At 67.9% G+C, this 15245-nt stretch carries 12 protein-coding genes and 1 riboswitch; of the genes, 6 read left to right on the forward strand and 6 right to left on the reverse strand.

The genetic code is table 11. The annotated features are described in order from the left end of the window. Positions 1 to 57: 57 nt before the first annotated feature. Together D5S18_RS23845 and D5S18_RS23850 are read right to left on the reverse strand one after the other, a co-directional pair. Positions 58 to 3432, reverse strand: coding sequence for an error-prone DNA polymerase (locus D5S18_RS23845; protein ID WP_120043298.1), 3375 nt, complete (start codon positions 3430 to 3432; stop codon positions 58 to 60). 9 nt (positions 3433 to 3441) lie between these two features. Continuing rightward, a complete protein-coding gene (locus D5S18_RS23850; RefSeq protein WP_239003966.1) occupies positions 3442 to 3900 on the reverse strand; it encodes a hypothetical protein in 459 nt (152 codons plus the stop codon). Positions 3901 to 4074: 174 nt separating this feature from the next. Here D5S18_RS23850 and D5S18_RS23855 point away from each other — a divergent pair, with 174 nt between their 5' ends. Next, the gene (locus tag D5S18_RS23855; RefSeq protein ID WP_120043300.1) at positions 4075 to 5019 is read left to right on the forward strand and encodes an SDR family NAD(P)-dependent oxidoreductase; all 945 of its coding nucleotides are present in this window, start codon (positions 4075 to 4077) and stop codon (positions 5017 to 5019) included. A 20-nt stretch (positions 5020 to 5039) separates the two neighbouring features. On the opposite strand, the gene D5S18_RS23860 is transcribed toward D5S18_RS23855, so the two are convergent. Together D5S18_RS23860 and D5S18_RS23865 are read right to left on the reverse strand one after the other, a co-directional pair. After that, positions 5040 to 5951, reverse strand: a complete 912-nt coding sequence (locus D5S18_RS23860; protein WP_239003967.1) for a ferredoxin family protein — start codon at positions 5949 to 5951, stop codon at positions 5040 to 5042. Between the two features lie 17 nt (positions 5952 to 5968). Further along, positions 5969 to 6733 carry an alpha/beta fold hydrolase gene (locus D5S18_RS23865; RefSeq protein WP_120043491.1) on the reverse strand — a complete coding sequence of 255 codons (765 nt, stop codon included), beginning with the start codon at positions 6731 to 6733 and terminating at the stop codon, positions 5969 to 5971. Between the two features lie 294 nt (positions 6734 to 7027). On the opposite strand from D5S18_RS23865, the gene D5S18_RS35885 reads away from it, so the two are divergent. After that, a complete protein-coding gene (locus tag D5S18_RS35885; protein WP_239003983.1) occupies positions 7028 to 7273 on the forward strand; it encodes a DUF3017 domain-containing protein in 246 nt (81 codons plus the stop codon). 33 nt (positions 7274 to 7306) lie between these two features. Here the strand turns inward: D5S18_RS35885 and metX are convergent, their stop codons facing one another. Further along, the gene (gene metX, locus D5S18_RS23875; RefSeq protein ID WP_120043302.1) at positions 7307 to 8455 is read right to left on the reverse strand and encodes a homoserine O-acetyltransferase MetX; all 1149 of its coding nucleotides are present in this window, start codon (positions 8453 to 8455) and stop codon (positions 7307 to 7309) included. Continuing rightward, a complete protein-coding gene (locus D5S18_RS23880; RefSeq protein WP_120043303.1) occupies positions 8452 to 9774 on the reverse strand; it encodes a bifunctional o-acetylhomoserine/o-acetylserine sulfhydrylase in 1323 nt (440 codons plus the stop codon). Before D5S18_RS23880 ends, metX begins: the two co-directional genes overlap by 4 nt. An 82-nt stretch (positions 9775 to 9856) precedes the next feature. Continuing rightward, positions 9857 to 9968, reverse strand: a riboswitch (SAM riboswitch). A 401-nt stretch (positions 9969 to 10369) separates the two neighbouring features. On the opposite strand from D5S18_RS23880, the gene D5S18_RS23885 reads away from it, so the two are divergent. The 4 genes from D5S18_RS23885 to D5S18_RS23900 all read left to right on the forward strand — a co-directional run bounded on the left by D5S18_RS23885 (position 10370) and on the right by D5S18_RS23900 (position 15240). After that, positions 10370 to 11587, forward strand: coding sequence for an NADP-dependent isocitrate dehydrogenase (locus D5S18_RS23885; RefSeq protein ID WP_120043304.1), 1218 nt, complete (start codon positions 10370 to 10372; stop codon positions 11585 to 11587). Positions 11588 to 11986: 399 nt separating this feature from the next. Continuing rightward, positions 11987 to 13147, forward strand: coding sequence for an MFS transporter (locus D5S18_RS23890; RefSeq protein ID WP_120043305.1), 1161 nt, complete (start codon positions 11987 to 11989; stop codon positions 13145 to 13147). Positions 13148 to 13182: 35 nt separating this feature from the next. Continuing rightward, positions 13183 to 13812, forward strand: coding sequence for a TetR/AcrR family transcriptional regulator (locus tag D5S18_RS23895; RefSeq protein ID WP_120043306.1), 630 nt, complete (start codon positions 13183 to 13185; stop codon positions 13810 to 13812). 222 nt (positions 13813 to 14034) lie between these two features. Then, positions 14035 to 15240, forward strand: a complete 1206-nt coding sequence (locus D5S18_RS23900) for a lipid-transfer protein (protein WP_120043307.1) — start codon at positions 14035 to 14037, stop codon at positions 15238 to 15240. Positions 15241 to 15245: the final 5 nt, after the last annotated feature.

Consider the following 15245-nt stretch of genomic DNA (forward strand, 5'->3'; position numbering starts at 1 on the left):
TTCGGTGCGCCCAACCAATTTCTGGAAAGTCTCTAATACTTCCTTAAATCATTCGAATCACCGGAAGTCGCGGGAACGGGACCCTACACGCAGATCCAGTCGCCGCAGGTGCTCGGCGACCACGCTGACCGCGCCCTCGGCGTTCTGTACCCGACCCCGGATCAGCAGCGCGGACGCGCTCTGGGCCAGGTGACGGTAGCGGGTCCAAAGACCGGGCGAGCAGACGACATTCACCATCCCCGTCTCGTCCTCCAGGTTGAGGAAGGTGACCCCGCCCGCCGTGGCCGGGCGCTGCCGATGCGTGATCGCGCCGCCGATCAGCACCCTGGACCCGTCGGGCACGGCGAGCAGCCCCGCGGCCGGGATCACCCCGAGCGCGTCCAGCCGGGGGCGCAGGAATTCGGTGGGATAGCTGCCCGGTGAGATCCCGGTGGCCCACACGTCGGCGGCGGCCGATTCCAGATCGCTCATACCGGGCAGGGTGGGCGCGGTGGTGGCGGCGCCGGTGCCGGGCAATCGATCCGGCCGCTCACCCGCGGCGGCGCCCGCCGCCCACAGCGCCTCGCGGCGGGTGCCCCCGAGGCTGCCGAGCGCGCCAGCGGTGGCCAGCGATTCCGCCTGCCGCACCGTGAGCTCCACCCGTCCGGTGAGGTCGAGGAAGGAGGTGTAGGGGCCGGATTCCCTTGCGGTGACGATCTTTTCGGCCAGTTCCGCACCGATGTGGCGGACCGAGGCCAGTCCGAGGCGCACCTGCGTGCCGTGCTGCTCGAGCGTCGCCTCGGCCAGACCGGCATTGATATCGGGGCCGTGCACCCGCACCCCGTGCCTGCGCGCGTCGGCGACCAGCGACTGCGGCGAATAGAAGCCCATCGGCTGGGCGCGTAGCAGTCCCGCGCAGAAGGCCGCGGGATGATGCAGTTTGAACCAGGCCGAGTAGAACACGATCGAGGCGAAACTCTGCGAATGGCTTTCCGGGAAGCCGAAATTCGCGAAGGCGTAGAGCTTCTCGTAGATGCGGTCGGCCAGTTCGCCGGTGATGCCGTGCAATTCGCTCATACCCTGGTAGAAGCGGTTCTTCAACCGTTCCATGCGTTCGGGTGAGCGTTTGGAGCCCATGGCCCTGCGCAACTGGTCCGCCTCGGCGGCGGTGAATCCCGCGACGTCGACGGCCATCTGCATGAGCTGCTCCTGGAACAGCGGCACGCCCAGCGTGCGTTCGAGCGACTTCGCCAAGGCGGGATGGCCGGGATCCGGTTCCTCCAATCCGTTGCGCCGCCGAATGTAGGGGTGCACGGAACCGCCCTGGATGGGGCCGGGCCGGATCAACGCCACCTCGACCACCAGGTCGTAGAAATTGCGGGGACGCAGTCGCGGCAGGGTGGCCATCTGCGCCCGCGACTCGACCTGGAAGACGCCGATCGAGTCCGCGCGCGCGAGCATCTCGTAGACCGCGGCCTCCTGCAGATCGAGCCGGTGCAGTTCGACCTTCTCGCCCGTGTGCTCGCCCACCAGATCGATCATGTAGTGCAGCGCCGAGAGCATGCCGAGTCCGAGCAGGTCGAATTTCACCAGATCGATCGCGGCGCAGTCGTCCTTGTCCCACTGCAGCACGCTGCGCCCGGACATGCGTGCCCACTCCACCGGACAGACATCGGCGATGGGTCGATCGCAGATGACCATCCCGCCCGAGTGGATGCCGAGATGTCTCGGCAGGCCCTCGATCTCGGCGGCGAGCCGAAGTACCTGGAGAGGGATGCCGGTGTCGGGATCGGCGTCGACACCGCTCCAGCGGCTCACCCGCTTGCTCCAGGCATCCTGCTGACCGGGGGAGAAACCGAGCGCCCGCGCGGCGTCGCGCACCGCCGACTTGCCCCGGTAGGTGATCACATTGGCCACCTGGGCGGCGTATTCGCGGCCGTACTTGGCGTAGACGTGCTGGATGGCCTCTTCGCGGCGGTCGGATTCGATATCGACGTCGATATCGGGTGGTCCGTCCCGCTCGGGAGACAGGAAGCGTTCGAAGAGCAGCTCATTGGCCACCGGGTCGACATTGGTGATGCCGATGGCGTAGCAGACGGCCGAATTGGCCGCCGAACCCCGGCCCTGGCACAGGATGTCGCTGCCCTTGCAGAAGGCGACGATATCGTGCACGACCAGGAAGTAGCCCGGAAAGTTCATCTGGTCGATAATGGCCAGTTCATGCTCGATCTGCCGGTACGCCTTGGGATTTCCCGCTCGAGGCCCGTAGCGCTCGGCCGCGCCGCGCAGGGTCAGCTCGCGCAGCCAGGATTTCTCGTCGTGGCCCGGCGGCACCTCGAACGGCGGCAATCGCGGTGCGATGAGCTTCAGGTCGAAGGCGCATTCGCGCGCCAACGCCACCGCATTCGACACCGCCCGTGGACAATTCGCGAACAGCCGCGCCATCTCCGCGCCGGAGCGCAGATGCGCGCCGCCCGCCGGGGCCAGCCAGCCCGCGATATCGTCCAGGCTGCGCCGCGCCCGGATGGCGGCCAGCGCCATGGCGCGGCGGCGCTGCGCGGGCGCGGCGAAATGCGCTCCGGTGGTGGCGATCACGGATAGGCCGAGCCGGTCCGCCAATGCGATCAGGTGGGTGTTGCGCTCGTCGTCCTCCGCGACGCCGTGGTGGGTGAGTTCCACGCTGAGCCTGTCCGCGCCGAAGCGCTCCCTCAGCTCGCGCAGCGCCTGCTCCGCTCGTGGCAGTCGGGTTTCCCCCGCCGCAAGATCGAGCGAAAGCGCCTGCCGCACCTCACCTTTCCGGCATCCGGTGAGGATCTGCCAGTGTCCGCCCGCCGCCTCGGTGAGCGCGTCCATGTCGTAGCGCAGGATCCCCTTCTCACCCGCCGCCATATGTGCGGCGGCCATTTCTCGGGAGAGTCTGCGATAACCCTCCTGGCCGCGCGCGAGCACCAGCAGATGCGGGCCGCCGGGGTCGGGCGCACCGGTGCGCGGCGCGGAGTCCGGGGCATTCGCGTGCGCGCCGGATTTCCACTCGCCCCGCTGCTTCGTCGAACGGCGCTGCCGCGCACCGGAATCGGTGCCGAGGGACAGTTCCGCGCCGAACACCGTCGGCAGACCCCACTGCCGGGCCGCCTCGGCGAAGCGCACCACCCCGTAGCAGCCGTCGTGATCGGTGAGCGCGAGCGCTTCCAGCCCGAGCCGCACCGCCTCCTCCACCAACTCCTCCGGCTGACTGGCCCCGTCGAGGAAGCTGTAGGCCGAATGCGCGTGCAGTTCGGCATAGGGCACCGTGGGCGCGGCGGGTCGCTGGACCGGCGCGGGACGATACTCCCCGCGTTTGCGCGACCAGGCTGGGCTGTCGCCGCCGTCGCCGGGGAACTGCGCCGTCGGGGGGCGGCCCGAGAGCACCCGCTCCAATTCCGACCAACTCGGCGGACCATTGCTCCAACCCATGGCCGCGCCCTAGCAGCGCCTGCCGAGCAGGTCGGCGGGGAGTCGGTCGGTGGTGCCGGAGGTCAAGGCGGCCTCCACCCGGTCCAGTCGGGTGCGGATGAGCGCGCCGTAGGCATCGGCGGCGAGGACCTCGAGGTGGCCGCGTGCGATCGTCAACTGCATTCTGGCCAGTTCGAATTCGCCGATGCGGCGGTGACTGTCGGCCAGGTTGAGGTAGAGCGCGGGGAGGAAGCCGCGCATACCCTCGTCGAGCGGGACGCCGGGGCCGAATACCGCGCCGAGCGCCCGCTGATCCCAGCGCAGCGACTGCGCGGCCGTATCCTGCAGATCGGCCAGATGGTGGGCGATCACGCAGCGCTGCAAGGGATCTCCGCCATTGTCGAGCTCCTGCCACAGGGTCAGCAACGCCCGCCGCGCCGCTGCGGGGCGCTCACCGCCGAGCCGCACCGCGGCAAAGATGTCCGCCATCCGATCCTCCGCCATGCGGCGAGTATCGCACATATGTTCGACTCGGACGAGGGTGGAGCCCCGTTTCGGGCGTGCCCGCCCCCGGTGTGCCGGGATCCGCCCCGCAGGTAAACTTACTTTGGAGTAAGTTCGGTGTTGAACGACTCTTGCCGATAGATCTGCAAAGGAGCAGCCATGACCGAATCGGGACGCGCCCGACGCCGCGACCTCACCGGGCGGCACGTCCTCATTACCGGGGCCTCCTCCGGTATCGGCCGGGCCGCGGCGCTGGCCGTCGCGCGCAAGGGCGCGACCGTCCTGCTGCTGGCCCGCCGCGCCGACGAACTCACCGCCGTGGTCACCGAGATTCGCGACGCGGGCGGCCGCGCGCACGGATACCCGTGCGATATCACCGATTCCGACTCCGTCGACGCCACCGTCAAGACCATCCTCGCCGAGCACGGCCACGTCGACATGCTGGTCAACAATGCGGGTCGTTCCATCCGGCGCGCCATCCACCGCTCGACCGACCGGCTGCACGACTACGAACGCACCATGGCGGTCAACTACTTCGGCGCGCTGCGACTGACCCTGGCGCTGCTGCCGCAGATGCGCGAGCGCAAATTCGGTCATATCGTCAATATCTCCAGCGCGGGCGTGCAGGTCGCGACGCCACGCTTCTCCGCCTACCTCGCCAGCAAGGCGGCACTGGATAAATTCGCCGAGGTCGCGGCCGTGGAGACCATGGCGGACGGGGTCGGCTTCACCACCATCCACATGCCGCTCGTGCGCACCCCCATGATCACGCCCAGCGGCGATCAGGGACCCTCCGAATCCCCCGAGTGGGCGGCGGCCACCATCGTGCGCGCCCTCACCGAGCGGCCGAAACGGATCGACGTGCCACTGGGCACCTTCGCCGAATACGGCGGACTGCTCACCCCCAAACTGCGCGACCGCATCATGCACCGCTACTACCGCGCACTGCCCGACTCACCGGCCGCGCGCGGCGAGCAGGTCACCGAATCGGTGGCGGAACCCGCTGTCCCGCAACCGAAGGAGCGTTCTCGGTCGAATGCCGCCCGGATCGCGGGCATCGCGCTGCGGCGCGTGGCGCGGTGGGTGCCCGGTACGCAATGGTGAGTCGGAGCCACCGGCGAGAACTACTGAATCGCGAGTTCCCGCACGGCGGCGGCGACCAGAGACGTGGCGGGTTTCGGGCCTGCGCCGCAACTGGCTTGGCGTGGAGCGTGATCGACGGTGCGCGCGGTGACCAGCCAGCGGCGACCGTCCCGATGTGCGACCACGGCGGCATTCTCGAAATCCGCTGCCGGTGAATCGCTTTCGGCATTCGAAAGCACGACGAGATCATCGGCGCCCGCCGTGACGCGTTCGCGCACCGCGATTTCGGCGACCTGTTCGAGCGGCCGGTAGCAACTGCGACCGCGTAATCCGTGCAGTGACACCGCACCTCGATCCGCGGCCCGGACCGCTTCCACGGCTGCCGCGGTGTCCACCCGACCGTAGGTGAGCCCGGAGGGCAGCAGCACCAGCGCGGGTGCGAAGCGGTGGCCGCCGGTGTGCGAACACTCCCACACCCGACCCGGAAAGTCCGCGGCCAACGCGGCGGCGATGGGTCGGCCGAACAGCGCGCAGCACTGATCGCGCTTCCCGTGCGCGCATACCAACACCGGCGAATCGGCAACGGGCACACCGATATCGGGTGGCGGACCGGAAAGGGCGGTGAGATCGATATCGAGCAATTGCCGTGGATCGGTGATCTCGAGCCGCTCGCACCACGAACCCGTCGGTCGCGAGGACACCAGCAAAACCGTTCGGACACCGGTGAATTCCTGACGACCCGGCCGCCGGATGAGCGTCGGCCGCACCTGCGCCGCCGTGGTGCGCACCGCCAGTTCGGCGGTGACCTGCGGACCGAGCACCGCGTCGCCGAGCACATCGCGCCCCCACGCCCCCGGCTGCTCCACACAGAGCCAACAGGAGACTCCGGTCGCGGTACCGGGCAGCGGGATATCCACCGCCGCCGCCGAGCACAGCATTCCCTCGAAGCTCATAGCGCCGATTCTTCCGGTCAGTCGGTCAAAAAGGGCAGCACCTCGGCCGCGAACTCCTGATATCGGTCGCGATGGATGCTGTGACCACAGGTGAAGGCCGCCACCCGGCAGTCCGCGAGGGCCGCGCACACCAGGGCCAACTTCTCCGGATCGACCATGCCGCCGGGGCCGCCGCGCAGCACCAGGGTGGGCGCGACAATGTCGGGCAGCCGATCCCACCACTCCGGATTGGGCTTGCGGAACTGTTCGAGGGCGGTGCCGGTCATCGACCGGTCGAAGGCCAGCACCGCGCGCGGATGCCGCAGCAGGCTGGTGGCGGCGTGCCAAAGTTCCGGCACGGTCGGGAGGCGGCGCGTCAGCCGCAACTCCTCGGCACCGGAGCGCAATGGCAGCGGACACTCCTCGATGACCAGCCTGCGCACCAAATCGGGCCGCTCCTGCGCGACACACGAGACGGCGTACCCGCCGAGCGAGTGACCGACCAGATCCACCCCGGCCAGGCCGAGTCGGTCGCAGAGCGCGGCGATATCGGCACCGAATTCGTCGAACCGGTAGGACTCGGTATGCGCGCTGCGGCCGTGTCCGCGCAGATCCGGAATGATCACCCGGCGGCCGCGCCGAACCAGGGTTTGCGCGAACCGGTCCCAGGTGTGGCCGTCGCCGCCCATACCGTGTACGAGCAGGATCGGCGGATTCGGGAAGGCTGTGGTGTCGGCGGGGCCGAAGTCACGGTATGCGATGCGCACACCGTCCACCTCGACCACGGCCGCACTTGGATCCACGGTTTCCGAGGGTACTTGGCCGATCGGGGTCGACCGGGCGGGTTGTCGCACGAATCACGCGTGCGGTGCGCCACCGAAAATCGATGGCACGGCCTGCGTCCCCGGTAAAGACTCCACCCCATGTGGCCCGTATCAGCGGCGCGCGCTGGGCGATTCCGGGATTCGGCGAGACCGGGCCGCGCGCGGGGTGAGCGGGATGCGGGTGCGGTCGGGTCGGTCTGGAAGAATCGACGCGTGACCCAGGTCGACAAGGCCGTACCCGTCTGGCGGCAATTCCTGCGATGCCATCTGCCGATGGTCGCCGTGGCGCTGGTCATCGTGCTCGCGGTGATCTTCGTCGCCTCGGACCGGTGGCGGCGCGGCGCGTTCTTCTTCGGCGGCGCGGCCCTGCTCGCTGCGGCCTTCCGACTGTGCCTGCCGACCGAGCGGGTCGGCCTGCTCGCGGTGCGCGGCAAACCATACGACGTGGGTGTGTTCGGACTGCTCGGCACCGCCATCGTCGTGCTCGCCGCCACCATCAACACCCTCGGCATCGGCTGACCCGAAACGCAGGGCCGCCCACCGGGTTTCGGCTCAGTGGGCGGTGCGTGCCAAACGCATGGTCTCGACGAGCAATTTCGAGACGGCGGCGGACTCGGTGAGGAACCCGTCGTGGCCGTCGCGGGAATGCACGACCTCGAGCCCGTCGCAGCCGGGCAGGCCGTCGGCCAATTCCTGCTGTGTCCGAAGCGGATACAACCGATCGGAGTCGACGCCGCCGATGACACAGGGGACCGGCGTCGCGGCCAGCGCCGCGGCTACCCCGCCGCGCCCGCGACCGACATCGTGCCGGTTCATCGCCTCGGTGAGCAGTACGTAGGTGGCGGGATCGAAGCGGCTGCACAGCTTCTCGGCCTGATGCTCCAGGTAGCTCTGCACCGCGTAGCGTCCACCGCGCCGGGGATCCTCCGCGCCCTGCGCGGAATTGCCGAAACGATGATCCAGTTCGATCTCGGTGCGGTAGGTCAGGTGCGCGATCCGCCGGGCCAGACCCATTCCGGCGGTGGGGGTGCGGCCGGTGTCGTGATAGTTGCCGCCCTGCCAATCGGGATCAGCCTCGATCATGGCGATCTGCGTGGTCTGGGTGCCGAGTTGGTCGGCGGTGGCCCTGGCGCCGACGGCCAGCACCAGCGCGGCGCCGACCCGTTCCGGCGCGCCGACCATCCATTCCAGCACCCGCATCCCACCCATCGACCCGCCGACCACGGCGGCGAGTCGCTCGATGCCGAGCAGGTCGAGCAGTTGCGCCTCGGCGGCAACCTGGTCGCGGATGGAGATCTCGGGAAACCGCGCGCCCCAAGGCTTTCCGTCGGGCGCGAGGGAGGACGGCCCGGTGCTGCCGACACAGCCGCCGAGCACGTTCGTGGCGATGACGCACCATTCGTCGGTGTCCAGCGGTGCGCCCGGCCCGACCATGCCGTCCCACCAGCCCGCCAGCGGATGGATATCGTCCGGCGGGCCGACGACGTGCGAATCGCCGGTGAGCGCGTGCTCGACGAGCACCACATTGTCCAGCGCGGGCCTCGCCGCACCCCAACGCTGCACCGCGAGGTGCACATCGGGGATGACCGCGCCGCTCTCCAGCCGCACCTCCCCGATCGGGATGATGGCGAGCCGCCCGTCCGGGGGCGGCAGTGCCGTCCCGGACGGGCGCACAGCGCTCGACTCGATCTCCACGGTCACGGGGTGGCCGCCGCGAAACCGGCGCGCAGATCGGCCAAGATGTCCTCGATTCCCTCGATACCGACCGCGAGCCTGATCAGTCCGGGCGCGACGCCCGCTGCCACCTGCTCCTCGGGGGTGAGTTGGGAGTGGGTGGTGGAGGCCGGATGGATCACCAGCGAGCGGACATCGCCGATATTGGCGACATGCGAGTGCAGGGTGAGCGCGTTGACGAAGCGTTTGCCCGCGTCGATGCCGCCCTTCAGTTCGAAGGAGACGATCGCGCCGATTCCCTTGGGGGCCAGCGCGCGTCCTCGCTCGTACCAGGGCGAACTGGGCAGTCCGGCGTAGTGCACCGCCGTGACATCCGGGTGCCCCGCGAGGAATTCGGCGACGGCCTTCGCATTGGCGACATGCCGCTCCAGTCGCAGGCTCAGGGTCTCGATGCCCTGGCTGATGAGGAAGGCATTGAACGGCGAGATGGCCGCGCCCAGGTCGCGCAGGAGTTGCACCCGCGCCTTGAGCGCGTAGGCGGGTGCGCCCAAATCCGCGTAGACGACGCCGTTGTAGCTGGGGTCGGCGGTGGTGAAGCCGGGGAAGCGGGGTTCACCTTCGGCGGTGCGGACGGTCCAGTCGAAGGTGCCGCCGTCCACGATCACGCCCGCCACCGCGGCGCCGTGGCCGCCCAGGTATTTGGTGGCGGAGTGCACGACGATATCGGCGCCGTGGTGCAGCGGCTGGATCAAATAGGGGGTGGCCACCGTGTTGTCCACGATGAGCGGCAGCCCGGCGGCGTGCGCGACCGCGGCGATGGCGGGAATGTCGAGCACCGAACTGCTCGGGTTGGCCACCGTCTCGCCGAAGAATGCCTTGGTATTGGGCCGGATGGCGGCCTGCCACTGGGCCGGATCGTCGGGGTTGTCGACGAAGGAGACCTCGATGCCCAGTTTGGGCAGCGAGTAGTGGAACAGGTTATACGTGCCGCCGTAGAGGTGCGGGCTGGACACGATGTGGTCGCCCGCCTGCGCCAGATTCAGGATGGCGTAGGTCTCGGCGGCCTGGCCGGAGGCCACCAGCAGCGCCGCGACGCCACCCTCGAGCGCGGCGATCCGCTGCTCGACCACGTCCTGGGTGGGGTTCATGATCCGGGTGTAGATATTGCCCGGCTCGGCCAGACCGAACAGCGCGGCCGCGTGATCGGTATCGCGGAAGGCATAGGAGGTGGTCTGGTAGATCGGCAGCGCCCTGGCTCCGGTGCCGGCGTCGGGGGCCTGACCCGCGTGGATCTGCTTGGTCTCGAACGACCAGGCGGTGGGGTCGACTGCAGGGGTCTCGGTCATTGTCTACTCCGAAGATGTTGTGCCGGGATGTCTTTCGAATGCGCGGAATTGACAGCGACAACACATTTGGGGTGCCCTCCTGAAGGTGCGCTTGCATCCCGACTCTCGGGAGCCCGGTCATCACCCGGAGCACCCCACCGCAGCTGGAGGGTTGCCGACCAGCGAGCCGGGGCTTGGCGCTGGCACTCATGACCTGATCGACATGATAACGGCCGTGCCGGCTACCGCCGAATCCGATCCCGAAATTCGAGGTAGGGGTTCCAGTCGAATGGGTTGCGTGCGTCGGTTGGTCGCGGGCGGAGCGGACCTCGGCGTACCAGCGAGTAACTCGACGTGGTATTCCTCACTCCGGGGGGCAGTCGCGTACCGGGCGGACCGGCAGCAGTACGCTTGTCTTGTTTGCACCACGCGTCCCGCGGACAACGCGGGGCATATACGTTGTCTGTTGAACAGCTGGGGTCCGCTCACAAGCGGATTCGCGGTATGAACCCAGGCCTCGGCGCCCGCTCGCGCCACCACGGCCAGGCGATTGCCGCCTGTCGAGCACAGTCCGGCCGTGCAATTAGGGCACCATCCTAGGAGGACACGAAGATCCATGTCCAAGATCAAGGTTGAAGGCACCGTCGTAGAGCTCGACGGCGACGAGATGACTCGGATCATCTGGCAGTTCATCAAGGACAAGCTGATCCACCCCTACCTCGATGTCGACCTCGACTACTACGACCTCGGCATCGAATACCGCGACAAGACAGACGATCAGGTCACCGTCGACGCGGCCAACGCCATCAAGAAGCACGGTGTCGGCGTCAAATGCGCCACCATCACCCCCGATGAGGCCCGCGTCGAGGAATTCGGCCTCAAGAAGATGTGGCGTTCGCCCAACGGCACCATCCGCAACATCCTGGGCGGCACCATCTTCCGCGCGCCGATCATCATCTCCAATGTTCCGCGCCTGGTTCCCGGCTGGACCAAGCCGATCATCATCGGCCGCCACGCCTTCGGCGACCAGTACCGCGCCACCGACTTCAAGGTGCACCAGGCGGGCACCGTCACCCTGACCTTCACCCCCGAGGACGGCAGCGAGCCGGTCGTGCACGAGGTCGTGCGTGTCCCCGAGGACGGCGGCGTCGTGATGGGGATGTACAACTTCAAGAAGTCCATCGAGGATTTCGCGCGGGCCTCGCTCAATTACGGTCTGCAGCAGAACTATCCGGTGTACCTCTCCACGAAGAACACCATCCTGAAGGCCTACGACGGCATGTTCAAGGACACCTTCCAGGACATCTTCGACGCCGAGTTCAAGACCCAGTTCGACGCCGCGGGCCTGACATACGAGCACCGCCTCATCGACGACATGGTCGCCTCCTCCATGAAGTGGGAGGGCGGCTACGTCTGGGCCTGCAAGAACTACGACGGCGACGTCCAGTCCGACACGGTGGCCCAGGGCTTCGGTTCGCTCGGCCTGATGACCTCGGTGCTGCTCACCCCGGACGGCCGGACCTGCGAGGCCGAGGCCGCGCACGGCACTGTCACCCGGCACTACCGCCAGCATCAGCAGGGCAAGCCCACCTCGACCAACCCGATCGCGTCCATCTTCGCGTGGACCCGTGGGCTCGAGCATCGCGGCAAGCTGGACAACACTCCCGAGGTCATCGGTTTCGCGCAGACCCTCGAGGATGTCGTCATCAAGACCGTCGAAGGCGGCCAGATGACCAAGGATCTGGCGCTGCTGGTCGGCGGCGATCAGGGCTACCTGAGCACCGAGGAATTCCTCGGCGCGCTCGACGCCAATCTCGCTCGCGCGCTGCGCTGAGCATTCCGCGTGGTGCGCCACGCGGTGAAACGAACGGATACGGGCACCCGCGCCACCGCACGGTGGGACGGGTGCCCGAGCTGTTCGGGCGAATCGGCGGCCTGTTCGTGCGATCGGAAATCATGGGATGTGTCGAGTCTCACGCGGGCGTGGCGGTGGTGCGCGGATACGTTGCCGCGCAGGATCTTTGCCGAGCGTGTCGGGTTCGCCCCCCGGTCCGTATTGCGTGGTATATCGCCCTGACCAGGCATTTCGGTATCCGCCGCGGTGGTGGAACTCACGTTTACCCGGGAAGCGAAGACCCGTGCGCGCCGGTTTCATGGATACGTGACCAGCACCCTCGACATCCAGACGCCTGTCCGCTCCGCGCCGGGGCGGACAAGTTGGCATATTCCCGCCATGCTGGCGCTGGCGCTCGGTGGATTCGGGATCGGCACAACCGAATTCGTCACCATGGGTTTGCTGCCGAATATCGCCTCGGCGATGAAGGTGCCCGAACCGACTGCGGGACATGCGGTATCGGCCTACGCGCTCGGGGTGGTGGTCGGTGCCCCGCTCATTGCCGCGCTGTGTGCGAAAGTGCCGCGCAAGCGGCTGCTCATCCTCTTGATGGTGGCGTTCACCCTGGGCAACGCGGCCACCGTGCTCGCGCCGACCTTCTCGACGCTGGTGCTCGCGCGCTTCGTCTCCGGCCTGCCGCACGGCGCCTACTTCGGTGTCGCCTCGCTCGCCGCCGCCACGCTGGCGCCCGCCGGGCAGCGGGCCAAAGCGGTTGCCGCAGTTATGCTGGGGTTGAGCGCCGCCAATGTTGTCGGCGTTCCCGCGGCCACCTGGCTCGGTCAGCACCTCGGCTGGCGTGACGCGTTCGTGGTGGTCGCCGTCATCGGGATCGCGACCGTGGCCGCGCTCATCCGCTTCGTCCCCGAGCTCACCGATATCGCCGTCACCGACCCGCGCACCGAACTCGGCGCGCTGCGCCGTTCGCAGGTGCTGCTCACGCTGCTGGTCGGAGCCATCGGCTTCGGTGGCATGTTCGCCGTCTACACCTACGTCACGACCACGCTCACCGATGTCGCGGGCATGTCGGCCGGCCTGGTTCCGCTGGTGCTCATGCTGTTCGGCCTCGGCATGATCGTCGGGAATATCGTCGGCGGCGTGCTGGCCGACCGCGGCGTCGACCGCGCCATCTTCGCCGCACTGCTCGCCATGGCCGTCATCCTCGCGGGATTCATTGCCGCGGCGCACAATCCGTATACCGCCGGGGTCGGCGCCTTTTTGATCGGCGCGGCGGGTGCGGCGCTCTCGCCCGGTTTGCAGACCCGGTTGATGGATGTCGCGGCCGATGCCCAGACGCTGGCGGCGGCGCTGAATCACGCGGCGCTCAATATCGCCAATGCGGGTGGTGCGTGGCTGGGTGGTGTGGTGATCGGTGCCGGACTCGGATACATCGCACCCGCCGCGGTGGGTGCGTTGCTGGCGGTGGCGGGGGTGCTGCTGTTCGCGGTGACCGTCTTGGCCGCGCGTCGCGCCGACCGGCGGGGCATGCTGGTTCGGGCATGAACATACAGCGATGTATGTAAGTGTAGAATCGCCGAATGGCCAGGTCGGTGGACATCAAGCAGCGGCGCACCCAGGAGCAGCGCAGTTCCGAAATGCGGGTGCGGCTGCTCGACGCGACCATCGATTGTCTTGTCGAGTACGGCTATACGGGTACCACCACGCCGCGGGTCGCCGAGCGCGCGGGTGTCACCAGGGGTGCCCAGGTCCATCATTTCGGCTCGAAGACGGATCTGGTGGTGGCCGCTATCAGCCATCTCGCCCAGCGGCGCGCGGAGGTCGCCATGCGCGAGATGTCCAGGGTGCGGATCGGCGACGATCCGGTCGGCGCGGCGCTCGACCTGCTGTGGGATCTGCACCAGGGGCCGCTGTTCATCGCCGCGGTGGAACTCTGGGTGGCCGGGCGCACCGATCCGGTGCTGGCCGTGGAGTTGGCGAAGGTGGAGCCGTTCGTCAATAACGCGGTGCTGCTGGCTGTTTCCCGCTTCGTACCCGATGAGCTGCGCCGCAAGGAGGCGCGCGACTTCGTCTACTCGGCGATGGACGCGCTGCGCGGCATCCTGCTCTCGCACTTCATCGATCCGGATATCGAGCGCGCACGTCGGCGGTGGGGGCGTGCCTCGGCGCATCTGCGCGTTATCGCCGATTCGGCTCTCGGCCCCGTCTGAGCGCCGCGAATCCGGCCCGAGTCGATCCGAATCGGGAATTCTGCCGGGCCGGTTGGGTTTCGCCCGCACCCGGCAGCGGCGCTCGCGACAATGTCTTGCGCAGTTACATACATCTTTGTATGTTTGTTTGAGCGCGATCCGCTGGGATCGGCCAGCGTCGCTCGCCGTCGGGCGCGGGCGGCCCCCGGTTGTGGGCCGGGCGGGTACAACCTGAGGAGTTCGATGGCGAACAAGGTCTACGTCGTCGGCGTCGGAATGACGAAATTCGAGAAGCCGGGCAGGCGCAAGAATCCCGACGGCACCGACTGGGACTACCCGGATATGGCGCGCGAATCCGGAACCAAGGCGCTCGCTGATGCCGCGATCCCCTACGACCTGGTCGAACAGGCCTATGTCGGCTACGTCTACGGCGAGTCGACCTCCGGGCAGCGCGCGGTCTACGAGCTCGGTATGACCGGTATCCCCGTCTTCAATGTCAACAACAACTGCTCCACCGGCTCCACCGCACTGTTCCTCGCGGCCCAGGCCATCCGGGGTGGACTCGCCGAATGCACTCTGGCACTCGGCTTCGAGAAGATGCAGCCCGGTTCGCTCGGCACCGTCTTCGACGACCGGGAACAGCCGATGGGCAGGCATATCACTGCCCTGGCCGAGATCTCCGAAGTGCTCTTCCCGGTCGCGCCGTGGATGTTCGGTGCGGCGGCCCGCGAACACATGAAGGAATATGGCTCCACCGCAGAACATTTCGCCAAGATCGGGTACAAGAACCACCGGCACTCGGTGCACAATCCCTACTCGCAGTTCCGCGACGAATACACCCTGGATGACATCCTGGACTCCCGGATGATCTACGACCCACTCACCAAATTGCAGTGCTCGCCCACCTCCGACGGCTCCGGCGCGGCGGTCCTGGCCGGGGCGGACTTCGTGGACCGGCACGGGTTGGCCGATCGCGCGGTGGAGATCGTCGGCCAGGCCATGACCACCGATTTCGCCTCCACCTTCGACGGCACCGCCCGCAACCTCATCGGCTACGACATGAATGTGCGAGCGGCGCAGCAGGTTTACCGACAATCCGGGCTCGGACCCGAGGATTTCCAGGTGATCGAGCTGCACGACTGTTTCTCCGCCAATGAGCTGCTGATGTACGAGGCGCTGGAACTGTGCGCTCCGGGCGAGGGCCCTGCACTCGTCGAGGCGAATCAGACGACATACGGCGGCAAGTGGGTGGTGAACCCCTCTGGCGGACTGATCTCCAAGGGACATCCGCTCGGCGCGACGGGGCTGGCCCAGTGCGCGGAACTCACCTGGCAATTGCGCGGTGCGGCCGAAAACCGGCAGGTCGCAGGCGTTCGCGCAGGACTGCAACACAATATCGGGCTCGGCGGCGCGGTGGTCGTCACCGCCTACCAGCGCGCGGCTCGCTGATCGGA

The organism is Nocardia panacis, assembly GCF_003598715.1.
Lineage (GTDB): Bacteria > Actinomycetota > Actinomycetes > Mycobacteriales > Mycobacteriaceae > Nocardia > Nocardia panacis.